Here is a 25,709-nt window from a genome sequence, read left to right as displayed (position 1 = left end):
TGATGTAAACCACAAAAATTGGTTTTCAATCAATAGACTTTTACTATATCACTCGAAATCGACTAGTTTTGCAATGAAGTGTTATCAATCACTTATATAAAGTTTTGGTTTACCAAATATCTAGGTGTTTTATTTTCTAAAGCTTCAACCAAATTTCTATAGGCAAGATTTGCCATTTTTTTACGGGTTTCAGCAGTAGCCGATCCCACATGAGGCAAAGTCACTACATTCGGCAATTTAAAAAGACCCGAATCTTGTAAAGGTTCTTTTTCATACACATCTAAACCAGCAGCAAAGATCTGATTTTGCTGTAAAGCTTCAATTAAAGCTTGTTCATCAACTACTGAACCACGGGCAATATTAATAAAAATAGCGTGCTTTTGCATAAGCTGAAACTGAGCTTTGCCCATTAAGGCTTTCGATTCATTATTTAAATCAACTGCAGTTACTACAAAATCAGACTGCTTTAGCAATTGATCCAGACCAAGATATTCTGCATTTAATGGTTCAGCCAATTCAGGCTTCTCGCGACGATTATGGTAAACAATATTCATGTTAAATCCATAAAAACCACGACGTGCAATTGCAGCACCAATATTACCAAGTCCAATAATACCTAATGTCTTTCCAAAAACATCTAAACCGAACTGCTGAGGCCCTACCGTTCTTTTCCATTCACCTTGTTTAGTCCAATGATCCAGAAAAGGTACTTTTCTAGCAGCACTTAGTAATAATGTAAAAGCAAGATCAGCTGTCGTTTCAGTTAAAACATGAGGTGTATTTGCTAACCAGATTTTTCTTTGGTTTAAATAAGCCACATCATAATTGTCATAGCCCACTGTTACAGATGAAATAATTTTTAGTTTTTGGGCAGGCGCAAGGTTCTTTTCATTCAGTACTCGTCCCGCACCAATCATCCCATCGGCATCGACAACGTGCTGTCTTATTTGTTCATTAATATCACCCAGTTTTGGGTTAAGAACTACAACATGATAATCCTGTTGTAATCGAGACAAAATTTCTTCATCAATTTGGCTAAAAACTACAACTTTTTTCATGTAAATCCCTACTACTCGTTGTTATCTTGCATTAATTTCCATAACCTTTTTTTAAGGAGTGGTTTCTCCAGCATTTCTTTTAAACTTGCCAAATGGATGATATTGGCATGCTGAATATAAGAACATTCACCAAGACATAAGATCTTTTTATCTGCTGCAACAGCATCCAAGAAGCCTTGTATATATGAACCAGCTCCCCGCTGATCTTGATACGCAGCTAAAGGAAAAGGCCATTTTAGTTCAGCATATTGCCCTATTTTCGCTTTTTGTATGTTATTCCAAAGCTGTTTTTCTTCTTCACTTAAATTTGTAACATCTAAAAAAATAACACATTTTTCAAGAGAAAAAGCCTGCAACTCAAATGATGCAATCTTAATGGCAGGTGCTTGCACTTCATTACGAGGTTCTATAACAGGTTGAGCCTGCATTGAAACTGGCGCCACAATTTCAGGTTCAATTTTTGGAATATCGTTAATTTTTGGCTTTGCTGGCTGCTGCTCAAGAACTATGGGTTCTACAGAGGGTAGTATGATCGGTTCTGGCTCTTCTACAACATGATCTCGCCAAAGGCTTTGAGCATTATTTTTTTGGCACGCCTGTGTCTTAGGAATCCATACATCAATTCCTAAAGTCGCCAATATATTTCTTTGCTGCCCAATCATGTTTGAATCAATACCTCTGCTTAAGCTACATTCTAACGGGCTTGAGTTTTTTTTTCAGTTTTTTATTTCGTTCAGCTGTTTTTATAATCGTAGATGTCTTTTAAATAATCATCACACTATTTCTTTTTTGCATTTGCTCAACAATTTCTTCTGTTTCAAAGCCAAATCGCCAATAAAGTAATTCGAGTACATCTAGTTCATCTTGTGTGATAATACGATCACTCCACAAGCACATTTCTGCAATCGCAAGAATACTAAGACGGTCACGCAATAATAAACCTGCAATATCATTTAAAATTTCAGCCAAATCTAAAGGCTCATCTGAAATCTCATCATAGACATACATTTCATCGGGATTAAGTAGCGAACGCAAAATACGTTCACGTACTTCCAACTGATTTGGACTATTAATTTGCTGAACATGAAGCAAGGCATCAATTAAACGAACAATTTGAGGTTTTACTTCTTCAAATGCTGTTGGCAAATGTAACGGCATTAAATTCAACTCATATTTAACCCGTTCCAGCAAAAGTGCATCTAGCAAGCCAATTTCGCCATCTTCTTGAATAATGAGCGCTAGTTTTGTTAGAAATTGTCGCGCAATGCTTGCTGGCATATGCCCAATGTTTTTACAAGCATCATGAAATATCTGAATATGGATACGTCCATCAAGATTTAATAAGGCATCAATAATGGCATGGCTAACTGGTGCATCTTTTGGGATAAATTCTCGATATTGGCGAATCATCAAAATAGCAACCATTACCTCACGTGAACCCGTAGCAGTTTGAAGTGCACGCTGAATGAGCTCAGGACGCTTTTTATTTCGACGCACATCACTACTAAGAGGCTTAATAGCATCATTTAATGCAAAACTAATGGGTGACAACCTTAATAAAGGCAAAGGCTGTGGAGATGACCATGGAACATAAATCTCTTTTTCAGATTCTTCTAAAAAATGAAATAAACTAAATAACGGTCGATTGCGAAGCTTTTTTAAATTTTCTAATTGTAAATCTTGTAGCAAAGTCGGATTTAACTCGTAAATACGCTCACGAATACTTGGGTGAATATTCATCCAACTTTGCGGACTCAGTGAGTTAGCAAAACACATATGTGCGATTGATTCAGAATAGGCACTATGAATTTGTGAACCAGAATGGTGGACATAAATACGCAACAAAGTCTGAGTATTAGCACTATTTTTTAATAACCGTACTGTTTTTTGGTCATTACGAAATGTGCGTCCACTCAAAGTTAAATATTTAATAAATCGGGTAATTAGTACACCTAGGCTTCCAGCTAGCCAAATGACACCACCCACTGCAACAAACACTGTTTCAAATTTATGTTTATAACCTGGGCTGTATCGTTTAAAGCCTTGTTTTGCTAATTTACTGCCCCACTGACTAAATGTCGTTAATCCACTATATAAAATCTTTAATTTAGTATTTTCAACAGCTTCACCCGATAAAATCTGATTAAACTCATGACCCAACAAACCATATAGTTCAAGTTTATCCAGATTTTGCAAAGCTCCCCATGTCAAAATAATCACAATATCTTTAGGGTGAAAACCTGCCGTAAGCGCATTTACGCCTACCTCATCAGGTAAAACATATAAGGTTGGAACTTTAAGTGAAAAATTTTGCGCCAAATATTCAGTAATTTTTAATGCTTCAAGCTCTTCAGGTGTACTTTCTTCTTTTACTAAACGACGCGCTTTCAGTTGTTTTGCTAAAGAATGTCCACCTTTACGCAAGATATAAAGTTCAGTAACTACCGACCAAACCATAATAAAAAGCAATAGCGCGACGAAATAAGGACTTAAGGTATGCCACCAAATGGGCTGACTATAATCAAAAAAATGGACGAGTAAACCTAAAATTAAATTTAAGATAAAAATAGTAAGCAGCACAGCAACCAAACACATAGTGATGGACCATGCCATATTCTTATTTTCGATTAGATAGTGGCTTACTTCTTTCAATGTAAATATTCCCAATTACATTGTTAGTTTTCATCATAAAAGAAAAAAGCGGGAAACACCCGCTTTTTTCAGCTATTTCTATTCTTCTTTAATGCCTGTTAAATCTACAGAAGCAGCGTCAACATTCACATCAATGTAGCCATCTTTTTTCTTTTTAGCAGAATCATTACGCTTCTGCTCCAAATTATTTAGATAAGCACCATCAATATCGCCTGTTACATAAACGCCATCAAACACAGAGCAATCAAACTCAGTTAGATCAGGTACTTTGCTAGTACGTACAGCATTTTTCAAGTCTTCCAATTCTTGGAAAACTAAACGATCAGCACCAATAATTTCCTGGATTTCTTCTACACTGCGCTCTGAAGCAATAAGCTCAGCTTTAGCAGGCATATCAATACCATAAACGTTTGGATACATTACTTTTGGTGCTGCTGACGCAAAGTATACTTTTTTTGCACCAGAATCACGTGCCATCTGGATAATTTCGTTACAGGTTGTACCACGTACAATTGAGTCATCAACCAGTAAAACATTCTTACCTTTAAACTCAAGTTCTACAGGGTTTAATTTCTGGCGTACTGATTTTTTTCGTTGTTGCTGACCTGGCATAATGAAGGTACGACCGATATAACGGTTTTTCATAAAACCTTCACGGAACTTCACACCTAGAATATTTGCAAGTTCTAATGCGGAAGTACGGCTCGTATCCGGAATTGGAATAACCACATCAATATCGTGGTCCTCACCCCAGTCACGTAAAATTTTATGGGCAAGTTTTTCACCCATTTTTAAACGAGCTTTATAAACTGAAATTCCGTCAATAATGGCATCAGGACGCGCAAAATAAACATATTCAAAAATACATGGACGGTATTTTGGATTAGCTGCACATTGTCTTGAGAACAATTCACCATCTGAATTGATGAAAATTGCTTCACCCGGTTCAATATCACGCTCAATTTTAAAACCAAGTGCTGTAATAGCAACTGATTCAGAAGCGATGATGTATTCCATCTCTCCTTTTTCAGTCATACGTGAACCATAAATCAGTGGGCGAATACCGTTTGGATCACGGAAACCAACCAAACCATGACCAGTAATCATTGCCACTACGCCATATGCACCTAGACAGCGCTCGTGTACACGAGAAACTGTGTGAAAGATATCATCTGGTGTAGGATTTAAAGTACCGTTCTTCTGCAACTCATGTGCGAATACGTTCAAAAGAACTTCTGAGTCAGAGTCCGTATTCATATGACGTAAATCTGTTTTAAACAGGTCATCATGAATATCTTCGGCATTGGTTAAGTTACCATTATGTGCAAGTGTAATACCGTAAGGTGAGTTCACATAAAATGGTTGTGCTTCAGCACTGCTAGCAGAACCAGCAGTTGGGTAACGTACATGGCCAATACCATAATTACCAAGTAATGCTCTCATATGACGAGTATGAAAAACATCACGCACCATACCGTTATCCTTACGAAGGAAAAGACGGCCTTCATGGCAGGTTACTATTCCAGCTGCATCTTGCCCACGATGTTGCAACATCGTTAAAGCATCAAACAACATTTGGTTCACTGGCGATTTACCGGCTATACCAACAACTCCACACATAGCAACCTCGCAGACAAGCTAGGAATTAATAAAAAGGATTCTTTGTCGAATGGTCGGATCGGTTTTCTAAATCTTCCGATTCGTCCATTGGTTTTGAAGGGGTGCTTGATGCACTACCTCCAGATGTTATTTGATGAAATGCCTCACTTGCAGCATCTTTAGACAATTCAGTCGCTAAAGGTGCATAAGGCAGTAAAAATTGTATAAGTACGGACTGTTTCCAATTTGGTGAACTTTCAACCCAAGGCCCAACGCCTTGCATTGTAATCAACACAACCAACAAGCCCTTTAAGGAACCAAAAGCACCACCTGCTAAACGATTTAATGGCCCCAATTTCAGACTTTTCAAGAGGCCATTTAAAAATGCAGTGACGATCCATGTTAAAACAATGATCAGAAGTGCTATAAATGCAAAAGCTGCAATTTTTTGAACAACCGGATCATGACTCAAACCAGACATGGACGGCGCAAGAAGGACAGCATATTTTGCACCCATAATTAATGCAATGATCCATCCTACCAAGTTCGCAAAGGCTTTGATAAATCCTTGTCGCAAACCGTTTAGCCCCCCAATGAGCAAAAGTATCAGAATAATGATATCAATTGTGTTCATATTCACTTAAGTCATGGCTGCAACACATTGTTTTACTAATATAGGACCGGTGTAAATCAATCCGCTATAGATTTGTACTAATGTTGCTCCAGCTTGCTGTTTGACTGCTGCTTGTTCACCCGACAAAATTCCACCCACGCCAATCAACGGGATTTGTCCTTTTAACGTTTGGGCAAATAAACGTAAGCATTCGGTACTTTTTTCAAAAACAGGCGCACCTGATAATCCGCCCGATTCGTTACCATTAGGAAGGTTTTCTACACCGTCTCTAGATAAAGTCGTATTGGTAACGATTAAACCATCAATCTTAAATTGCAATAATTGTGCTGCAATAAACTCAACATCTTCAACTGTCAAATCAGGTGCAACTTTTAAAACTAAAGGAACATAATGGTTATATTGCTCGGCAAGCTCAAGTTGTCTTTCTTTTAATGTTTGCAATAATTCAGTTAATGCATCACCACTTTGTAAACTTCTTAAGTTCTTAGTATTTGGAGATGAGATATTAACAGTAATATAAGAAGCGTAATTATAAACTTTCTCAAGGCAAATTAGGTAATCATCTACAGCCTTTTCTACAGGCGTATCTGCATTCTTACCAATATTGATGCCTAGAATTCCTTTAAATTTCGAAGCTTTAACATTCTCAACAAGCTTATCAACACCATCATTATTAAAACCCATGCGGTTAATAATGGCTTTAGCTTCAGGAATACGGAACAATCGCGGTTGTGGATTACCCGACTGAGGACGCGGTGTAATTGTTCCAATTTCAATAAAACCGAAACCCAGTCCGGCTAAAGAATCAATATGTGCACCATTCTTATCAAGTCCAGCCGCCAAACCTACCGGATTTGGAAATTCAATTCCCATACAGGTTGTTGGTTTTGATTCTACGCTTTGACGTAGCAGGCCGAACTTATGTGCTTTATCAAGCATAGATAATGTTAATTCATGGGCACGCTCTGGTGCTAAACTAAACAACATCGGGCGAGCAAGTGAATATAACATACCAATCACAGTCTACTGATTTTAGGTAGGCATATTATAGGCACAGGCAGCACAAAACACCATGCTTAAGAACACCATATTTTAATATGTTATTGAACCGTCGCTGTTAATTTAATCTGTCCGTCACTTGAAACCATTTCCATTTTTTGAATACTTAAGCCCATTTGTGCAAGTTGGGTTAAAAAGTTCGCTAAAATTGCATAATTCTGATGAGTAACAACAATTTGTAACTGCTCACCATTTTGTTGAGAAGTGACCGTTAAGCCTTGCTGCTGAGCTACACGCTGTATTTTTTCCGATTGACCCAACTCAAGTTCATTTGCGGGTTTCATGGTAACCGCATTGCTCTGCATCCATACCATCAAATCTTTTAAATCATTTAATCGTTGCTGTTGCTGCTCTGCCAAAGAATGCATTTTCCAAAGTGAAGCTCCTACAATAGCCACAACGACAAAGATTGTAGTAAAGACCACCATAATACGTTCACGTACAGTTAAGCGATCCAAATATTGAACGATCTGTTCAACCCACTGATCAAAGCGGTTTTGCAATTGAGTTATCATTTTCATTATTGTATTTTCACCACCCCGATTGCCCCACCACCATCGGCTTGAACATTACCGAGCTCTGCTTTGAATCCCTGCTGGTTAAGTTGCTGAGTTAAAGCTTGCAAATCATCTGCGGACTTTGCTTTTAATGCCATTGTTAATATTGATGCATCATAATTTAACTGCTGAGCTAAAATTTGTCTTTGCATTAAAATAGGCCCAACACGACTCAATAAAGAAAGTGCTTGTGTATCACCTTGCTTACTCATGCGTAAATGACTTTCAAATTGGCTTTTTATGTTCTGCTCATTTACACGACTAGAAGAACCAAACCAATATTTATATTGTTCTATAGTCTGCTCAGCGGTTTGATTAGCCACATTTTTTAACTTTACCCAGCGCAACAAGTCATAGCTAAACTGAACCACTATAATTGCTAAAATAACAGCAGCACATGCTTTCCAATAACCTGAAACCGTTTGCTCTTGCCCTTTAGCCTTAGGTAGAACATTAAAAGGATGCTGTTTAGGTTTATCTAAAGCCTGAAATTGATAAATAAATTCTGAACGCTGCTCAGCACTTGATGCTGCCATCAAGCTTTCTAATTGTTCTGCTGTCAAACCACTATATTGATAGTGTATTTCAACCGGCTGGAACTCTAAAAACAATCCCAGATCATCTAGAGAATTACCAACCCATTTACTTTCACGTACAAGTAATTTCTGGTCAATATTGCATAAGACTACTTGCTGATCTTGAGGTTCCGGTAAAATTAAAAAGTCTGGCAATAAAGCAACGAGCTTAATAGGCAGCAAAGCCATTGCATGTTGCCATGTTTCTACTGTTGTTTTTGCCACCCCCAATACGGTTAATTGATCAGCATGAAAATGATGAACCACTTTCATATGATCAATTGGCAAAGTCACAAATTCTTCAAGCAAATATTTAACACCATCTGCCCCGAGTTGCTTGTAATGAGACTTTGCCATGTGCTGCTGGAGTACCTGAGCATGGCGACTAGGGAAAAAGATGATAGCTTCTTTTCCTTGATGTAGTTGCAGATCTTGTATTAATTGATCAAGACTTGCTGCCTGCAACCAGTTTTCTCCGTTAGACCAATGCCATATTCCATTGGTTTCAGGCATCCATAAATACAGCATAATGGGCTAAATGACCTTTTTAATTATATTGTGGGTACAAAACTATTTTTTTGTGTTGATAAACCAGTAGCAATCACAGCCTGATCATAAATTCGAGCTTCTGCAAGTGCAAATGGATTAAAGTTTTCATGAGTCAGTAGTTCAGCAATATGCCCTACTACATTCATATGACACACGACTACAATTGACTCATACGGAACCTGAGACAACCACTCAACCGCTTCTTTCGCATTATCGTCCGGTTTAATTTTATCGCATAACAGCACAGGCACATCTTTAAAATAAGTTTGAATATGCGCTAATGTTTCTTGAGCACGCAACAACGGACTCACCACGAAAATATCTGGCTTAACAATATCTTTTAAAAATGTTGCTGTCTGTTCAGCTTGAGCATGCCCACGAGCAGTAAGTGGACGTTTAGTATCATTACCATTTACTGGAGGAGCAGCTTCCCCATGACGAACTAATGTCAGTTGCATAAATATTCCTTGTTAATAATTCTTGCATTATAACCGTAATTTATGACATTTCTTCTTCAGACTTCATGATGAGGTAAAACAAACTCAACATCACTACGGTGCCCATTTTTCATGAGAGATAAGGCAATATTTAAAGGAGGCGCCCCCTCAAAGATAACTTCATATAAAGCATTGGTAATTGGCATATATACGTCTAGTTCTTCTGCTTTACCGCGCACCTGAACAATCGTATTAATTCCTTCAGCGGTTTGCCCCAATTCTTTACTCGCTTGGTCAAGTGTTTTACCTGAACCCAAAGCATAACCAATTTGATAATTACGGCTTAATGGACTATTACAGGTTGCAAATAAGTCACCAACGCCAGATAAACCTAAGAATGTTAATGGATTTGCACCCTGTTTAACTGCAAAACGGCTCATCTCGGCCAAAGCACGCGTTAAAATCATACTCTTGGTGTTTTCACCAATTTTGTAAGCTGCACCAATTCCCATTGCAACGGCGTAAATATTTTTAAGTGCTCCACCCAGTTCAACACCGTGCACATCATCACTACCAAAAACTCGGAATAACGCACTATGCAGAGCATGCTGTACAGCATAACGAACGAGTTCAGAATCACTGGCAATAACAGTACCCGATGGCATTCCCGCCATAATCTCCTTAGCGAGGTTTGGTCCAGACAATACTCCATAAGGAACTTCTGGCAATTCTTCGCGAATAATATCGCTCATGAAGCTAAAAGTTTTAGCCTCGACACCCTTGGTTAAAGAGACAATCGCTTGTGCAGTAATAAAAGGAGCAATTTGTTTTAAGACATCACGAAATGAATGGCTAGGAATGGCCACTAAAATAATATCTCGATCACATACTGCTTGTTCAAGGTCTGACACAGCACGCAATGAGGACTCTAAAACAAAGTCTGGCAAATAACGTTTATTAATATGGGTTTTATTGATTTCTTCAGCTGTATCAGCATCACGAATCCAGATCATGGTGTCGCAGCCATTACGTGCAGCTAAATTCGCCATTGCCGTACCAAAACTGCCTCCACCTAAAACAGTAATACGTAATGCTGTTTTTTTATCGACCGCAACAGGTTCCACTAAATCTGTAAACTTAAATTCAGTCATGCTTTATTATCCTATTTCTTACTTCTACAGACTTTTATGCCTGCCAAACTTTTACGAATTCTTTACTTTCAATATCTGCACGCGGTGCAATCGCTTTAGCTGCCGTACCCACATAAATAATACCTGAGATTAAATCATGCGGTTGCAATCCTAAATACTGTTTTAACCAGTTTGATTCGACAACAGCACCACTACGCCACATGGTAGAAAAACCTTGAACTTGTAAAGACAATAAAAGGTTTTGTACGGCAGCCCCAGTACTTAAAATCTGTTCAAAATGTGGAACCTTAGGATGATCTTGCAATTGTGTCAGCGCTAAAATGAGTAAAGGTGCGCGGAAAGGATGTTGCTTCACTCGCTCAAGCTGTGCTGAGTCGGTTTCACCTAAATCAGCCAAAGCTTTTGCTAAAACTTCACCAAAAGCACCACGTTGTTCAGCCTCGACAACGACAAAACGTGTTGGTTTCAGTCTATGGTGGTCAGGAGCAGTTAACGCAGCTTGAAAAGCCAACTCTAATTGATCTGCATTTGGAGCAGGCTCAATCAATTGACCAATAGATTGACGTTGGTGAATATTCTGATGAATTATCTGTATTGCTGAATCCGTCATTAATATTGATCTAACTCAAAAAATTCAAAATAGATTAGCATAATCTACAGATAATCCACCATTGTATCTAGAACATAAAAATAACGAGTTCGTGCTTTGACATTTTTTTAAGACAAAACATCAAAACTTATACAACGTCTTCAAAATCAATTAGAAAACTTGTGTTCAAATAGTGAGATCTTTTGACGATTAGCGATATTAGGTGAAACATGAAAAAAATAATTTTAGCGAGTGCGTTGAGTAGTGTTGTTTTATTGCTAGGTGCTTGTGCCACTACGCCTAAGAACACTTTGGCAGTTCAAAAAGAAAATAATCAATTTGAAGTCACAGGTATTGGTAAAACGAATCTAATTGCAAAAAATAATGCGATTACTGCCGCTCAAAAAACTTGTTCAAAAAGCACCAGCCCTGTTGTGGTAGATGAAAAAACAACATACAACGGTGTATTAAAAGATGTTGTAAGCGAAAAAACTGGCCAAATGGTTGAAGCAGCGGCTGGTGTAATTGGCACCTTAACTGGCAAAAATGCATCACTTGCAAAAGACGATGATTATCAAACAACCCTTACCTTCTATTGTAAAATTAATTAATCAAAAAAAATCCCAATCAACTGATTGGGATTTTTTTATTAGCAATAACCGTCTAGACGGGTTAATGGCAATTTCTTACCAATTGCTTTTTCAATTTCCGGCAAGTAAAAAGCATCATCTTCAGATAAGAAACTAATACTTACACCTTGTGAGCCAGCACGACCTGTACGTCCAATGCGATGTACATAATCATCTGATTGCTCAGGTAAAGTATAGTTGATCACATGAGATACGCCATCAACATGAATACCACGGCCTGCAACATCAGTTGCAATCATGACGTTATTTTTACCCTGCTTAAACTGCTCTAACATTTTTAAACGTTTATCTTGAGCAATTTCACCTGAAAGCATTCCGACCCGATATCCATCTCTCTTTAAATGATCATAAAGACGGCGTACTTGATCACGTCGATTCGCAAAAATCATAACTTTATCAATAGGCTCTTCACGCAAAATATCTTGTAGTAAACGATATTTATCTTGTTTAGCGACTACATAAACGCGCTGCTCAACATCGTTGTTAGTTTTTTGCTCAGGCTCAATCTCAACAGTGATTGGTTCAAACAACCATTGTCTTGCCAAGTTAAGCACATCATAACTAAAAGTAGCCGAGAACATGAGCGTTTGACGTTGTTCCTTACGTGGGGAATAACGCACAATACGTTTTACAGAAGGAATAAAACCCATATCCAATAAACGGTCAGCTTCATCGATGACTAAAAATTCAATTTGATCGAGCCAAACTTCTTTTTGTTCTACAAAATCAATTAGACGCCCAGGAGTGGCAACGATGATGTCGACAAAATTAGCATCCAACTGTTTCTTTTGCTTATCGAAATCTACGCCACCCAACAGTGTCACGATGTGTAAATCTGAAAATTTTGTGAGTAACTTTGCATCGCTTTCGATTTGCAATGCCAATTCACGCGTAGGCGCCAAAATCAAAGCACGTGGCTCACCACGAAAACGCTGCTCTTGAATCGGGTTATGTAACAAGTCATTAATTACACTAATAAGGAAAGCAGCAGTTTTACCTGTTCCTGTTTGCGCTCTACCAATCGCATCATGCCCGCCCAACGTATATTTTAAAACCTTTTGCTGAATCGGGGTCATTTGCTTAAACCCTAAAGCATCAATCGCCTTTTTAAGTTGCGGATGTAAATTCAAGGTTTCAAAACCAGATGTCATAAATACGTGCTCTAACAAACAATCTCTCTAATGAGAAGATCATTATAAACAAAAACGCCCCAATTCAAAAATTGGAGCGTCCATGATTCATCAAAAAGATGAATTAGTCTAAAGGCTGAACGTTTTCAGCTTGAAAACCTTTTTGACCTTGTACTACACTAAATTCTACGCGTTGGCCGTCACGTAAAGAACGGTGACCGTCACCAACGATTGCGCGGAAATGAACAAATACGTCATCACCACCGTTACGTTGAATAAAGCCAAAACCTTTAGTGTCGTTAAACCACTTTACTACGCCTTGTTCGCGAGCTGTCATAAGTCAATCCTCAGATGTTGAAAAAAGGACCTTCCGGTGTTGCAAACAGCAGAGCAAACAAGTGTTTAAAATATTTATAATCTTAAAGCTTGTAATCATTCTGTAAAACTATCAACAATTTCCGGTTACATCCATTTGTTATAAGATTTTTAAACCAATTTAAGTGTGTGGTAAATCTTAAAACGGTTCGAGCTTACCACGGGTTTATGACAATTAATAGAATTTTTTTCAATTATTCCCCGTATTTTTAGTCGTTTTTTTAAACAGCTTATTACAATATTTTTTATAGGTAATTGGTTGTTTCTTCTTTTATAAAATGTGCGGCATTTATAAAAAAATTTGTTAGAATAATTTTTTTAGTTGTTTTGATGATGAATGACCAACACTTCTTCTACTACAGCACCCATTGAAATTAATGCTTTGGGCCAACCCTGTCCGATGCCTTTATTAATGCTAAAACGCGAACTCAAAAAAGTATCGGGTAAACAGCTATTCTTATTAAAATCTTCTGACCCTCATAGTGAAATAGATGTAACTCGTTACTGTGGTTTACATCATTTTATGTGTCAGACAACACATATATCTGAAAGAGAATTTCACTATTTAATTGAAACTCAATGATTCTTTGATAAACTAAAAGATTAGAAATTGCATAAAATTTTACATTTCTCTACCCAATTTTCCTTAATTATGAAGCTGATTCAAATTAAGATGAATTTATTGGTTATCCCATCCGATCCTACAAGGAGAAATCATGAGTGACAGCAGCAATCAATTGATGCCCCTGTCATTGTCTGCGCCCGGTGTAAACCTTGGTGCATATATCAGTACTGTCAATCAGATTCCTATTTTAACGGCCGAGCAAGAAAAAGAACTTGCTGAACGTTATTATTATGACCAAGATCTTGATGCCGCAAAAATGCTGGTAATGTCGCATTTACGTTTCGTCGTTCACATTGCGCGCAGCTATGCAGGTTATGGCCTACCACAAGGCGACCTTATTCAAGAAGGTAATTTAGGCTTAATGAAAGCCGTGAAGCGTTTCGACCCAAATATGGGCGTGCGTCTTGTATCTTTTGCCGTCCATTGGATTAAAGCAGAAATTCACGAATACGTTATTCGTAACTGGCGTATTGTCAAAATTGCAACGACCAAAGCACAACGTAAATTATTTTTCAATTTACGTAGTTTAAAAAAATCGAGTAAAAAATTAACGCTCGAAGAAGCTCAATCGATTGCGAATGACTTAAATGTTACTGCAGAACAAGTTCTGGAGATGGAAGGTCGTTTAACCGCTTATGATGCTGCTTTCGAAGCTCAAGGCGACGACGACGATGACACTCCGCATACTGCACCTGCATTGTATCTTGAAGATAATCGCTATGATCCAGCTCGTTTAGTTGAAAATGAAGACTGGGAAGAGCAAAGTACATCTGCCTTACATGATGCAATGGATCAGTTAGATGATCGTTCGCGTAATATTTTACAACGTCGTTGGTTAGATGATGACAAGTCTACTCTCCACGAGTTAGCGGCCGAATATAATGTATCAGCAGAACGTATTCGCCAGCTTGAAAAGAATGCAATGGAAAAAATTAAAATTGCCATGTCTGCAAGCTAAAATAAGTTTAAAAATAAAAGGGCGATTAGCCCTTTTGTTTTATCTGGCTATGTTTAGCCAACCCAATCTATGATAACGTTGCCCTTCATTATTCATTTGCGTTTTTTGTTATGTGGATTGCCATTTCAGCCCTTAATCTTGCCTTTGCAGTCATGTTGGGTGCTTTTGGAGCACATGGTCTTAAAGCTCATGCGAGTCCAGAGCAACTTGTTTGGTGGCATACTGCAACCGACTACTTTTTCTACCATGCTTTAGGCTTACTAGCACTTGGTATTTTAGGCAAAGTCATCCTGACGTTCCCTATTAAGTTGCCATTCATATTGATTCAGATTGGTATTTTATTTTTCTGTGGTTCACTCTATATCATGGCACTTGGATTACCGAGAATTTTAGGGGCAATTACCCCAATTGGTGGAGCATTTATGATAGCTGGATGGCTCGTTTTGGCTTGGAATGCTCTCAAATACGCAAAATAATTGGAATGTGATCATGCAAATTTATTTAAATGGCGAATTAACGGACACGCCTTGTCAAAACCTGTTGCAACTCATTCAGGAAATGGCACTTGAAGGAAAACGCTTTGCTGTCGAGCACAATCAGCAAATCGTTTCTAAAAGCAAATTAGAGCAAATTACTATTGCTCAACATGACCGTATCGAAATTATTCACGCTGTTGGCGGCGGCTAAGTCGGAGTTATCCATGCAAGACACCCCTCTCATTATTGGTTCACGTTCTTTTCAATCTCGTTTATTGGTAGGAACTGGAAAATATAAAGACTTAAATGAAACGGATTTAGCTATTCAAGCCAGTGGTGCAGAAATCGTAACTGTCGCAATCCGCCGTGTGAATATTGGACAAAATCCAGATCAACCGAATTTACTGTCTGTCATTCCACCAGAAAAATATACAATTTTGCCAAATACCGCAGGTTGTTTTGATGCTGATAGCGCAGTTCGTACTTGTATGCTAGCGCGTGAGCTACTCGATGGTCATAACCTAGTAAAACTTGAAGTTCTAGGCGATGAAAAGACGTTATATCCAAATGTAACTGAAACTTTAAAAGCAGCTCGAACTTTGATTGATGACGGTTTTGAGATTATGGTCTATACCTCTGATGACCCGATCATTGCGCAAGAACTTGAAAGTATGGGCTGTGTTGCGATTATGCCTTTAGGTAGTCTAATTGGTTCAGGTTTAGGTATTTTAAACCCGCACACTATTTCAATTATTAAAGAAAATGCAAAAGTACCCGTTTTGGTAGATGCAGGCGTTGGGACAGCAAGCGATGCTGCTATTGCAATGGAACTTGGTTGTGACGGCGTGCTGATGAATACAGCGATTGCTGCTGCTCAAAATCCTATTTTGATGGCTTCTGCAATGAAAAAAGCTGTTGAAGCTGGACGTGAAGCATTTTTAGCTGGACGTATGCCACGTAAACGTATGGCAAATGCAAGCTCACCAGAAACAGGTTATTTCTTTAAATAATCTATTTCTTGCAAGAACACAGCCTTTAATTACCGTTGTAACTTTAGTGCAACTTGTATAGGCATTTTACTTTTCAAAGATGAAAAGTAACAAAAATCTTTTGTTTCGCTGATATTACATCCATGTAATACAGCGAAACGGTGGCATCCATGCCACCTCACGATAGTTACCGCTTACGAGAGTTTAACTTTAGTAAGGCTAAGCCACTTGCTCATCGCGCTTAAATACCAACTCTTTTGCTGATGAACTCTCAACATCAAAGTAGTATCCATCGGTGTTGAACGCTTTAATATCCTCAGCTTTATTTAATTGGTTTTCAATCATAAAACGAGCCATTAAACCACGTGCTTTTTTCGCATAGAAACTAATGACTTTATATTTACCATTTTTCTGATCAAGAAAAACAGGCTTAACAATTTCAGCCTTAATTTTCTTTTCATTGACCGATTTGTAATACTCATCTGAAGCTAAGTTTACAAGTAATTCAGAATTTATTGCTGCCAAATCTTCATTAATCTGGTTTGTGATAATTTCACCCCAGAACTCATACAAATTATGACCACGCGTATTTTTTAATTTAGTGCCCATCTCAAGACGATAAGGCATCATTAAATCTAAAGGACGTAACAAACCATATAGACCAGAGAGCATACGCAAATGCTGCTGTGCAAAATCAATATCTTTATCTTTTAAATGGTACGCATCTAAACCCGTATAGACATCACCTTTAAATGCATAAATTGCCTGACGAGCATTTGAAAAATCAAATTCGGGCTTCCAATCTCTAAATCGGTCTACATTTAATGTGGCAATTTTTTCACTAACACTCATTAAACTCGCAATTTCCGAAGCAGAAAGTTTACGGCTAACATCAATTAATTGTGCTGAGTGTTCTAACAAGCGAGGCTGAGTAAACTCATCTGTAGGTAACGCTGTTTCATAATCCAAAGTTTTTGCAGGAGAAATTAAAGCAAGCATACATAACCTGAAAAAATTATTCTTAATACCAACTATAACAGTAGATATTTTTTAATGCTAACTCGTGTTTTCAATGACGACTATCGGTAAAATAGCATCACGTATTGTTATTTAGCGGTTCTTATATGTCTGAGCAAACTTTCATCCAGGGTCCAGTAGGTAAAATTGAACTTTTCGTTGACCACCCTGAAGGTGAAATCAAAGGCTTTGCGGTTGTTTGTCATCCGCACCCATTGCAAGGTGGAACCCCTCAACATAAAGTCCCTGCCCTTTTAACCCAAATCTTTAATGAATATGGTTGCATTGTTTACCGCCCAAGTTTCCGCGGCCTAGGTGGCAGTGAAGGCGTTCATGATGAAGGCCATGGTGAAACTGAAGATATCTTAGCTGTCATTGAACATGTTCGTAAGCTTCATGAAGGCCTACCATTTTATGCAGGTGGTTTCAGCTTCGGCTCACATGTTCTAGCAAAATGCTTTGCCCAGCTTAATCCTGAATTACGACCTATACAGTTAATTTTATGCGGTTTACCAACGGCTACTGTAGTAGGTTTACGCCACTATAAAACCCCTGAAATTCAAGGTGATATCCTACTCATCCATGGTGAGCAAGATGACATCACCTTACTTTCAGATGCAATTGCATGGGCAAAACCCCAAAAGCATCCGATTACGATTTTACCGGGCGCTAATCACTTCTTTACAGGTTATTTAAAACAGCTTCGTCAAATCATTACACGCTTTATTATCATGAAATAAAGTGTATGTGATGGGCATAGATTGAGTCAATGTCCATCACTTATGAGCACTGTAACTGCTAAAAATTATTCCAACTTAATCCAAAACGGGCCAAATATTTTTTCACTCGGTCGCTATCGTTCGTTGTATTACGTTGTTGACGAGATACTGAAAAGAGTTGTCTTCCCGCCTCTGCCATTGATTTTGAATTTTCACAGACTATGAGCACACCTCGTAATTGAATCTGATCAAATTCATCTATCTGTTCTAGCTGCTCAGGACTCAAATAGTTCAACAAAATATCTGTATTTTTACCATTGTAAGATTCATCCTGAGTAATCCAAAGTTGCTTTAGGCGTTGAATTTCTTTTTCTACAGCTTCACGACGAATTAACTCACCATGAGATAAAGTTGCCAAACGAGTTACGCTCGCTGCTAAATCTCTAAAATTTCCTTGCCATGATGCATCTACTGATTTAGCAAACTTTAAATATGTTTCTAAAGCATCACGTTGAAAACGTAATTGTCTTTGATGAATTGCAGCAAAACGCTGTAGCTCAAAATCAATATTGGGTGCAATATCTTCTACACGGTCTTTTAAATTTGGTAAGAAGAACGTCCACGTATTCAAACGAGCCCATAAATCTTCACGAAAACGGCCAGCTTGAACCTCATTACGCAAATCACGGTTAGTACCAGCTATTAGTTGAAAATCGGCCTGAATTTCCTTATCACTCCCAACAGGAAAAAAGCTTTTATCCTCTAGTGCTTTTAGCAGCATAGCTTGCTCATCAAGTCCCAATTCACCGATTTCATCTAAAAATAAAATGCCTTGGTCAGCACTTTTTAATAAACCAGCACGAGATGCAGCTGCTCCTGTAAATGCACCTTTTATGTGACCAAATAAGGTCGACATAGCACTATCACCACGTAAGGTTGCACAGTTAACATCGATAAAACGACCGCTTAATTGAAATTTATCTTTCTTTAATTGAAAAATCTGTTTTGCCAAATGAGACTTACCAACACCTGTTGCACCCATAATTAAAATAGGTGCACTAGAGCGGGTTGCAACTAATTCAACTTCCTCAATAAGCTGATTAAACGCTTTATTATGAGTAGAAATATTTGCTTTAAGTTGTTGCCAATTTTGTTTTTGTTCATCATCGAATCGCTGTTTTAAAACATCGTATCGAGACAAATCCAGATCAATAATTCTATATTCACCTTCTGAGGTCTTTTGCTGATTAGGTGAACTTTGGATAAGTTGAGCAGGTAAATAATGTGCATCTACCAATAAATACCAACAAATTTGGGCAACATGTGTTCCCGTTGTGATATGCAATAAATAGTTATTTTTTTCGACATCAAACGGATAGGTTTTTACAAAATCATAAAGTGCACCATAAACTTCAGCAAAATCCCAAGGGTCTCTAATACTCACCTTATGTCCAGAAACCTGAGTTTGTGGAGAAATTTCTTTTGCGTCTGCTGCTATAGATTTAACTAAATTATGATGTTGTCGATCATGTAATAGTACCAATTCATCTATAAGCAAATCTTCATGCATTAACAAGCTAATCGTAGGACGCCAACGTTGCCATCGATCTGGCTTTCTTCCCTGATCAAGTGTAGAACCGACAAAGCCAATAACGACTGTTTTCTTTGCATCCGCCATAATTTCTATAAAATTTTATAAGTGTCTATAATATACAATACGCATTTGACCAAAAAATTCCAAGAATATGCTTCATTTTACTTTTTTAGGCACATCTTCGGGTGTACCTACCCTGACACGTAATGTTTCAGGATTAGCAGTTCGTAACAGCAAAAATAAGGACTGGATTTTAATTGATGCCGGCGAAGGGACACAGCACCGCGTTCAACAAGCCAAACTTTCATTACAACACCTAGTTGCCATTTGTATTACACACGTTCACGGCGACCATTGTTATGGTCTAGTTGGTTTATTGGCAAGTGCAGGCATGAATGCCCGTAGCAAACCATTAATCGTGATTGCACCGAAAGAAATTCAGCAATGGTTTGAAATCACTGCCCAACTTACTGACTTACACTTACCTTACTCACTACAATTTATTGATGTAAATGAAGCAATGCAGCCACAACAGATCACTGATGAATTCATTGTTCAAGCACACCCACTAAGCCATCGTGTTCCAAGTTTTGCTTTTAGCATTTATATCAAATCGATTCAAAAGAAGTTAGATACCCAAGCTCTAACTCAGCTTGGTGTACCTCAAGGTGATATGTGGGGCCATTTAAAACGAGGCTACAATGTTGAATTTGAGGGACAAACTTTAAAAGCTCAAGACTTTATCAAAATACAAAATCAAGAAGTTCATGCAATTATAGGTGGTGATAATGACCAACCTGAACTATTAGCTGATGCTTGCAAAGATGCTCAACTCCTTATTCACGAATCGACTTACTTGCAAACGGTTTTAGAGAAAGTCGGCAAAGGTCCAATGCATAGCTCAGCAAAAATGGTGGCTGAATTTGCAGAACAGCAATCTTTAAGCAATTTAATTCTGACGCACTTTAGCCCCCGACATCAGGATAAAGCTGGGCAGCAAGCTATTACTGAAGAAGTTCGCCAGCTTTATAAAGGTCATTTTTATTTAGCCAATGATTTTGATGAATTTACTTTAAATGAAGCTGGACAGCTTTTTAAAGTCGATAAAAATGGTAAGGCCTATTAAATACATATATCCCAAAAGATATTTAAATATATTTTTAGATATCTTTTAAATATTAAAATCCCCAAAAGAAATTAGTCAGACTGAGAAACTAATTATTTTTATATATTATTTTCAATAACTTATATTTTAATTATATTATTTTTAAAAAGTTGGCACACTCAGTGCAATAGTACAGAGCACACAACATCATTGGGATCTTGTGAATAACACCTGCCTGCAAACGCTTGGCAGGCAGGCTTTGAAAGGAAAAGAAAATGTCTGTCATTGAAGAAATTAACCAACAAGCTCAATTTGAACAAAAGCAGCAAGAACGTTCTTATCAAGTTCTGCAAAATGAAAAAAGTATGCCAGTCAAAATGTGGACTAAAGGCGTGCTTGTTGATGACAACTCAAAACAACAATTATTGCAAACTGCTCAAATGCCTTTTATTTATAAGTGGATGGCTGTCATGCCAGATGTACACTTCGGTTTAGGAGCAACTATTGGTAGCGTGATTCCAACTAAAGGGGCAATTATTCCTGCTGCTGTGGGTGTAGATATTGGTTGTGGAATGATGGCAACCCGTACAAGCTTAACTGCTTCAGATTTACCAGATAACTTACATGCTCTACGTACTGAACTAGAACGATTAATTCCACATGGAATGACTAAGCGCGGACGTGATCGTGGGTCATGGGAAACTCCACCAGAAATGGTAGATCAAGCTTGGACCGATCTGGTTGCAGATTTTGAATATATTTGCGCAAAACACCCACGTTTAAAAAACACCAACAACCGCAAACATTTGGGAACTTTAGGTACTGGAAACCACTTTGTCGAAATCTGTTTAGATGAGCAAGATCATGTTTGGATTATGTTGCACTCAGGTTCTCGTGGTGTAGGAAATGCTATAGGTAATCATTTTATTGAACTTGCCCGTAAAGACATGCAGAAGCATTTCATTAACTTGCCAAATAAAGATTTAGCATACTTGGTTGAAGGAACTGAACATTTTGATGATTACTGGTTTGCTGTAGGTTGGGCTCAACGCTTTGCAATGAAGAACCGTGAAATCATGATGCAATCTGCGATTAAAGCCTTGGCTACGATTGTACCAAAGCCTTTTCAGGCACGTTTGGAAGCTGTGAACTGTCACCATAACTATGTGGAAAAGGAAGAACACTACGGTGAAGAAGTGATGGTCACCCGTAAAGGTGCAGTCCGTGCGCGCTTAGGTGAATACGGAATTATTCCAGGTTCAATGGGTGCGAAGTCGTTTATTGTCCGTGGGCTTGGAAATCAGGAATCTTTCTGTTCATGTTCGCATGGTGCAGGTCGTGTTATGAGTCGTACTGAAGCAAAACGACGTTTTACTGTGGAAGATCAAATTGCCCAAACTGAAGGTGTGGAATGCCGTAAAGATGCAGCTGTTATTGATGAAATTCCATCGGCATATAAACCAATTGAAGATGTAATGAAAGCACAAAGCGATTTGGTTGAAGTAGTGTATACCTTACGACAAGTGGTGTGTGTTAAGGGTTAATCATGGAAAAAGATTGTTTAGATATTCGAAGTTATAGAATCAAAGCAAATGAAGAAAAGCATCTGATTCTACCTGAACAGCCCTATTACATCATCTTGGTTGTGAAAACCGATCAAATTCTGCCTGAATGGCGTAATTGGATTTGTGAAAAGATTGTCTATTCCAAACATTGTATTCAAGCGATGGTTACAGGATATGAGTGTTCTATTTGGGATGATGTCCTAGATGAAACATATCTAGTTTTTTATAACTATCAACCACCAGCCGATCATTGTTTTATGACAACTTGGCATGAAGATGAAACTTTAGAAGACATTACTGAATGTGCAAAAACTACTATTCAATTAGAAGATATTTCAAACTTAGTGATTGTACATATTGAATAAAAGGTAAATAAAATGAAACTCGCAGAAGCACTTTTACTTCGAAGCGATCAACAAAAAAAGCTTGCTTCGTTAAAACAACGAATTAATGCCAATGTATTGGTACAAGATGGTGATGAACCTAGTGAAGATCCAAATGAACTGATCAAACAGGTATTTGCTTTAACTCAGGAAAGCAATCAATTGATTTGTCGTATTCATTTGACCAATGCACAAGCAAAACTGGAAGATGGCAAAGTATTGTTGTCCCTATTAAGCTTGCGCGATAGTTATGCTGAACAGCATAAGATTTTAATAGATGCGATTGCCAATACACATCGAGAACCTGATCGTTATAGCTCACGTGAAATTAAGTGGAAGAAAGTCATTCCTGTTTCTAGCTTACAAAAGCAGGCGGATGATATCAGTGCGAAACTCCGTGACTTAAACGTTAAAATTCAGGCTGCTAATTGGCAAATTGATCTAATCGATTAAACAATAGATTTTGTGAAATCATTTTCACAATCAAAGTTTGGACATACTGGGCGAGTACAAGATCCTGCGTTACTCCGATCTGAGGGATTGAAAATAATTCAGGCGGCTATGGCAGCATGTGAGCCGTGCATCGATATTCACTTATCAGGCTCAGCACTATGCACCTAGTAAATCTTTGTCAAAAGCAAAGTCACACGTTACTTCGCATTACCATGTACTGACAGTATGTTCATTAAATTAGAAAATAAGGAAAACAGAAGTGAATAAAGCTTTGGCAAATATGCCCAAAACCATCCAAATTGATGGTTCACAAGGTGAAGGCGGTGGACAGATTTTAAGAACCGCCCTTGCCCTCTCAATGATTACAGGTCAGCCCTTTGAATTAATTAATATACGTGCAGGACGTAAAAAACCAGGTTTAATGCGCCAGCATTTGGTCTGTGTACAGGCATCTCAACAAATTAGCCAAGCCTATGTGGAAGGTGCTGAATTACATAGCCAACGTTTATATTTCGCACCTCAGCATGTTCAAAGTGGTAAATATCAATTTCAAATCGGTTCTGCGGGTAGTACAACACTGGTTTTACAAACGCTTCTACCTGTTTTGTTATTACAAAATGAAGCTACCGAACTCACCATTTCAGGGGGTACACATAATCCACTTGCACCAACAGCAGATTTTATTGAACACTGCTTTTTACCTGCTCTAGCGAAGATTGGAATTAACGTCGATTTTAGATTAAATAAAGCTGGCTTTTTTCCAATTGGTGCTGGTGAAATTCAGATTACTGTTCAGCCATGGCAAGATCGAAACAGCTTAAATTTATTAGATCGTGGTGCTTTGCAAGGCAATGAAGCTTTTGCAGCTGTATTAAATCTTTCAGAAGAAGCACAGATAGCACAACGTGAATTAACCACATTAAGTAAAAAACTAAACTTAAGCTCGCAGCAGCAATTTCATTTAAATGGAATTAGCCAAGGCAATACAATGTATGTGAAAGTTGCTCATCAATATCACACTCAACTTTTTACAGCTTTAGGTGAAATGCGCAAAAGTGCGGAGCAAATAGCTGATCACTTAGCAAAAGATGTAAAGCTATATTTATCTTCGCAGGCTGTTGTAGATGAGTATTTGGCAGATCAATTGCTTCTACCTTTAGCTTTAGGTCAAGGTGGTGAATTCACCGCACAATGTATTAGCGAACACACTCGTACTCAAGCAGCCATGATTGAAAAATTTATTGATTGTGAAATCGAGTTTGTAGAATTAAATCCAGATCATTTCCATATAAAAGTTAAAGTTTAAGAAGCTCATAACTGAGCTTCTTATCTCTTAAAAAATTACTCTACAGATGCTAAAGCGGTTACTAGTAGCTTCCAGCACTTCTCTACGGTATCAACCTTAACTCGTTCACCCGGTGCGTGTGCACCTTGAATATCCGGTCCAAACGAAACCATCTGTAAATCTGGATAATGTTCAGCAATAATCCCGCACTCTAAACCCGCATGAATCACTTTAAGATTTGGCTCAATGTTAAATGCCTTTTGATAGGCTTGTTGTAAACACTTTAGAGCAGCTGAGTCAGGATTTGGTGTCCAACCCGAAACTAAGGGCGTGAGTGCAGAAGCGATATTAAATTGACTAAAATGTGCCTGAATTTTTTCTGCAAAATCTTGAGCTTCTTGGTTCACCATTGAGCGAACCATTAAAACAGCTTTTCCACCCTCTCGATTTAGTTTTACCACCCCAATATTATTTGAAGTTTCAACTACGTCTGGTAAAGCTTGACTCATACTTGCAACGCCGTAAGGGCTTGTTGCTAAAGCTTGTAACCACTCGTTTTGCTGTTGTTGAGTAATGACTTCGGTTACTTCCGTGCTATTCGGTTGAATACTTAATTGCAGATTGTCATCAATACCTTGTAGCTGTTTTTTCCATGCTGTTTGATATTCATCAAGTAATTTTTCTAGTTCTGGTAACTGATTAGATGAAATTGCAATGGTTGCTACTGCTTCTCGAGGTAAAGCATTACGGGCCGTACCACCTGTAAATTCAACAAGTCGTCCACCAAGCTTTGCTAAATACTCATTTAAAAAGCGGGCCAGAATAACGTTGGCATTGCCACGTCCTAAATGAATATCTACACCAGAGTGACCACCTTTAAGGCCAGCAATCTGAATATTTACAACCGTCAAATTTTCAGAAATTGGTTCATACGTGAGCGATTGTTCTACTTCAACATCAATACTGCCAGCACATCCGAGATATAACTCGCCCCACTCTTCTGTATCAATATTAAATAACCATTTTCCTTTTAGCACACCTGCCTGTAAAAGCCGTGCACCGCTCATCCCTGCTTCTTCATCAACAGTTAAAAGAACTTCAATTGGTCCATGAGCAATATCATTTGAGTCTAAAACTGCCAAGGCTAAAGCTACCCCAATGCCATTATCAGCACCTAAAGTAGTATCTTTAGCAATTAACCAGCCATCTTCAAGAACTGGGCGAATTGGGTCTTTAAAGAAATCATGTACTGTGCCAGTGTTGGCTTGTGTGACCATATCTAAATGGCCTTGCAGAATGACTCCAGACACATGTTCTTTACCCAGAGTCGCATTCTTACGGATAATTAAATTACCGACTTCATCTACGTATGTTTCTAAATTCCGACTTTCAGCCCAGTTTTTTAAAAACTCACGAAGCTGCTGTTCATGCTTTGAGGGACGAGGAATAGTGCAAAGTGTTTGAAAATGCTGCCAAACCACTTGAGGAGATAATGCTGCAATATTGACTTGTGTCATGAAAACCA

28 protein-coding genes are annotated in these 25,709 nt (G+C 38.1%); 12 read left to right on the top strand and 16 right to left on the bottom strand.

All coding sequences use genetic code 11. From position 1 onward, the window contains the following. Nucleotides 1-92: 92 nt before the first annotated feature. The 11 genes from K6I41_RS06015 to K6I41_RS05965 form a co-directional block, all read right to left on the bottom strand. On the bottom strand, nt 93-1,058 hold the full coding sequence (locus tag K6I41_RS06015) for a 2-hydroxyacid dehydrogenase (RefSeq protein ID WP_250375396.1): 966 nt from the start codon (nt 1,056-1,058) through the stop codon (nt 93-95). An 11-nt stretch (nt 1,059-1,069) separates the two neighbouring features. Beyond that, nucleotides 1,070-1,720 carry a hypothetical protein gene (locus K6I41_RS06010; protein WP_250375395.1) on the bottom strand — a complete coding sequence of 217 codons (651 nt, stop codon included), beginning with the start codon at nt 1,718-1,720 and terminating at the stop codon, nt 1,070-1,072. A gap of 100 nt (nt 1,721-1,820) precedes the next feature. Next, on the bottom strand, nt 1,821-3,710 hold the full coding sequence (locus K6I41_RS06005; RefSeq protein ID WP_005306963.1) for a M48 family metalloprotease: 1,890 nt from the start codon (nt 3,708-3,710) through the stop codon (nt 1,821-1,823). Nucleotides 3,711-3,788: 78 nt separating this feature from the next. After that, nucleotides 3,789-5,330 (bottom strand): amidophosphoribosyltransferase, encoded by a 1,542-nt coding sequence (gene purF, locus K6I41_RS06000; protein WP_005306965.1) that lies wholly within the window; start codon nt 5,328-5,330, stop codon nt 3,789-3,791. Nucleotides 5,331-5,355: 25 nt separating this feature from the next. Then, nucleotides 5,356-5,943 (bottom strand): CvpA family protein, encoded by a 588-nt coding sequence (locus K6I41_RS05995; RefSeq protein WP_049837082.1) that lies wholly within the window; start codon nt 5,941-5,943, stop codon nt 5,356-5,358. Nucleotides 5,944-5,949: 6 nt separating this feature from the next. Continuing rightward, nucleotides 5,950-6,954: a quinone-dependent dihydroorotate dehydrogenase gene (locus K6I41_RS05990; protein ID WP_107882607.1), complete on the bottom strand. Its 1,005-nt coding sequence runs from the start codon at nt 6,952-6,954 to the stop codon at nt 5,950-5,952. A gap of 89 nt (nt 6,955-7,043) precedes the next feature. Then, entirely contained in the window at nt 7,044-7,523 is a 480-nt protein-coding gene (locus K6I41_RS05985) for a type II secretion system protein M (protein WP_049837084.1), read from the bottom strand. Then, nucleotides 7,523-8,662 carry a type II secretion system protein GspL gene (gspL, locus tag K6I41_RS05980; RefSeq protein ID WP_250375394.1) on the bottom strand — a complete coding sequence of 380 codons (1,140 nt, stop codon included), beginning with the start codon at nt 8,660-8,662 and terminating at the stop codon, nt 7,523-7,525. The genes K6I41_RS05985 and gspL overlap by 1 nt, the downstream gene beginning before the upstream one ends. A 23-nt stretch (nt 8,663-8,685) precedes the next feature. Then, nucleotides 8,686-9,141 carry a SixA phosphatase family protein gene (locus K6I41_RS05975; protein WP_004791265.1) on the bottom strand — a complete coding sequence of 152 codons (456 nt, stop codon included), beginning with the start codon at nt 9,139-9,141 and terminating at the stop codon, nt 8,686-8,688. Between the two features lie 56 nt (nt 9,142-9,197). After that, nucleotides 9,198-10,271 carry an NAD(P)H-dependent glycerol-3-phosphate dehydrogenase gene (locus K6I41_RS05970; protein WP_005306983.1) on the bottom strand — a complete coding sequence of 358 codons (1,074 nt, stop codon included), beginning with the start codon at nt 10,269-10,271 and terminating at the stop codon, nt 9,198-9,200. Nucleotides 10,272-10,305: 34 nt separating this feature from the next. Further along, nucleotides 10,306-10,881, bottom strand: coding sequence for a nitroreductase family protein (locus K6I41_RS05965; protein ID WP_192454138.1), 576 nt, complete (start codon nt 10,879-10,881; stop codon nt 10,306-10,308). 209 nt (nt 10,882-11,090) lie between these two features. On the opposite strand from K6I41_RS05965, the gene K6I41_RS05960 reads away from it, so the two are divergent. Further along, nucleotides 11,091-11,471: a hypothetical protein gene (locus K6I41_RS05960; protein WP_003650739.1), complete on the top strand. Its 381-nt coding sequence runs from the start codon at nt 11,091-11,093 to the stop codon at nt 11,469-11,471. 38 nt (nt 11,472-11,509) lie between these two features. Here the strand turns inward: K6I41_RS05960 and rhlB are convergent, their stop codons facing one another. Continuing rightward, a complete protein-coding gene (gene rhlB, locus K6I41_RS05955) occupies nt 11,510-12,661 on the bottom strand; it encodes an ATP-dependent RNA helicase RhlB (RefSeq protein ID WP_004791258.1) in 1,152 nt (383 codons plus the stop codon). A 103-nt stretch (nt 12,662-12,764) separates the two neighbouring features. After that, on the bottom strand, nt 12,765-12,977 hold the full coding sequence (locus tag K6I41_RS05950) for a cold-shock protein (RefSeq protein WP_000126912.1): 213 nt from the start codon (nt 12,975-12,977) through the stop codon (nt 12,765-12,767). Between the two features lie 375 nt (nt 12,978-13,352). On the opposite strand from K6I41_RS05950, the gene K6I41_RS05940 reads away from it, so the two are divergent. The 5 genes from K6I41_RS05940 to K6I41_RS05920 all read left to right on the top strand — a co-directional run bounded on the left by K6I41_RS05940 (nt 13,353) and on the right by K6I41_RS05920 (nt 16,084). Then, complete coding sequence (locus tag K6I41_RS05940) at nt 13,353-13,598, top strand: sulfurtransferase TusA family protein (protein ID WP_004791256.1); 246 nt, start codon at nt 13,353-13,355, stop codon at nt 13,596-13,598. A gap of 133 nt (nt 13,599-13,731) precedes the next feature. After that, a complete protein-coding gene (rpoH, locus tag K6I41_RS05935) occupies nt 13,732-14,598 on the top strand; it encodes an RNA polymerase sigma factor RpoH (protein ID WP_004791254.1) in 867 nt (288 codons plus the stop codon). A 110-nt stretch (nt 14,599-14,708) separates the two neighbouring features. Further along, nucleotides 14,709-15,074, top strand: coding sequence for a DUF423 domain-containing protein (locus tag K6I41_RS05930; protein WP_199942760.1), 366 nt, complete (start codon nt 14,709-14,711; stop codon nt 15,072-15,074). Nucleotides 15,075-15,087: 13 nt separating this feature from the next. Next, complete coding sequence (gene thiS, locus K6I41_RS05925) at nt 15,088-15,285, top strand: sulfur carrier protein ThiS (protein ID WP_004791249.1); 198 nt, start codon at nt 15,088-15,090, stop codon at nt 15,283-15,285. Between the two features lie 13 nt (nt 15,286-15,298). Next, a complete protein-coding gene (locus K6I41_RS05920) occupies nt 15,299-16,084 on the top strand; it encodes a thiazole synthase (protein WP_001154366.1) in 786 nt (261 codons plus the stop codon). 198 nt (nt 16,085-16,282) lie between these two features. Here K6I41_RS05920 and yaaA read toward each other — a convergent pair whose 3' ends face one another. Then, nucleotides 16,283-17,062 carry a peroxide stress protein YaaA gene (gene yaaA, locus K6I41_RS05915; RefSeq protein WP_005306994.1) on the bottom strand — a complete coding sequence of 260 codons (780 nt, stop codon included), beginning with the start codon at nt 17,060-17,062 and terminating at the stop codon, nt 16,283-16,285. Between the two features lie 125 nt (nt 17,063-17,187). On the opposite strand from yaaA, the gene K6I41_RS05910 reads away from it, so the two are divergent. Next, complete coding sequence (locus tag K6I41_RS05910) at nt 17,188-17,820, top strand: alpha/beta hydrolase (RefSeq protein ID WP_151821317.1); 633 nt, start codon at nt 17,188-17,190, stop codon at nt 17,818-17,820. Nucleotides 17,821-17,878: 58 nt separating this feature from the next. On the opposite strand, the gene rtcR is transcribed toward K6I41_RS05910, so the two are convergent. Beyond that, nucleotides 17,879-19,477: an RNA repair transcriptional activator RtcR gene (gene rtcR / locus K6I41_RS05905; protein ID WP_250375393.1), complete on the bottom strand. Its 1,599-nt coding sequence runs from the start codon at nt 19,475-19,477 to the stop codon at nt 17,879-17,881. Between the two features lie 67 nt (nt 19,478-19,544). On the opposite strand from rtcR, the gene K6I41_RS05900 reads away from it, so the two are divergent. From K6I41_RS05900 to rtcA, 5 genes are all read left to right on the top strand, one after another. Further along, nucleotides 19,545-20,519, top strand: a complete 975-nt coding sequence (locus K6I41_RS05900) for a ribonuclease Z (protein ID WP_151988476.1) — start codon at nt 19,545-19,547, stop codon at nt 20,517-20,519. Nucleotides 20,520-20,773: 254 nt separating this feature from the next. Then, on the top strand, nt 20,774-22,042 hold the full coding sequence (locus K6I41_RS05895; protein WP_199986740.1) for an RtcB family protein: 1,269 nt from the start codon (nt 20,774-20,776) through the stop codon (nt 22,040-22,042). A 2-nt stretch (nt 22,043-22,044) separates the two neighbouring features. Continuing rightward, nucleotides 22,045-22,428: a DUF7684 family protein gene (locus K6I41_RS05890; RefSeq protein WP_199986739.1), complete on the top strand. Its 384-nt coding sequence runs from the start codon at nt 22,045-22,047 to the stop codon at nt 22,426-22,428. 12 nt (nt 22,429-22,440) lie between these two features. Next, nucleotides 22,441-22,899, top strand: a complete 459-nt coding sequence (locus K6I41_RS05885; protein ID WP_033847602.1) for a DIP1984 family protein — start codon at nt 22,441-22,443, stop codon at nt 22,897-22,899. 259 nt (nt 22,900-23,158) lie between these two features. Beyond that, entirely contained in the window at nt 23,159-24,205 is a 1,047-nt protein-coding gene (gene rtcA / locus K6I41_RS05880) for an RNA 3'-terminal phosphate cyclase (protein WP_199986738.1), read from the top strand. A 35-nt stretch (nt 24,206-24,240) separates the two neighbouring features. Here rtcA and K6I41_RS05875 read toward each other — a convergent pair whose 3' ends face one another. Then, nucleotides 24,241-25,701, bottom strand: a complete 1,461-nt coding sequence (locus tag K6I41_RS05875) for an aminoacyl-histidine dipeptidase (protein WP_199986737.1) — start codon at nt 25,699-25,701, stop codon at nt 24,241-24,243. Between the last annotated feature and the right edge of the window lie 8 nt (nt 25,702-25,709).

Origin of the sequence: Acinetobacter sp. AS23, assembly GCF_023612055.1 — a bacterium.
GTDB lineage: Bacteria > Pseudomonadota > Gammaproteobacteria > Pseudomonadales > Moraxellaceae > Acinetobacter > Acinetobacter oleivorans.
Note: the sequence above shows the minus strand (reverse complement) of the source record. Positions and strands in the feature narration are given on the sequence as shown.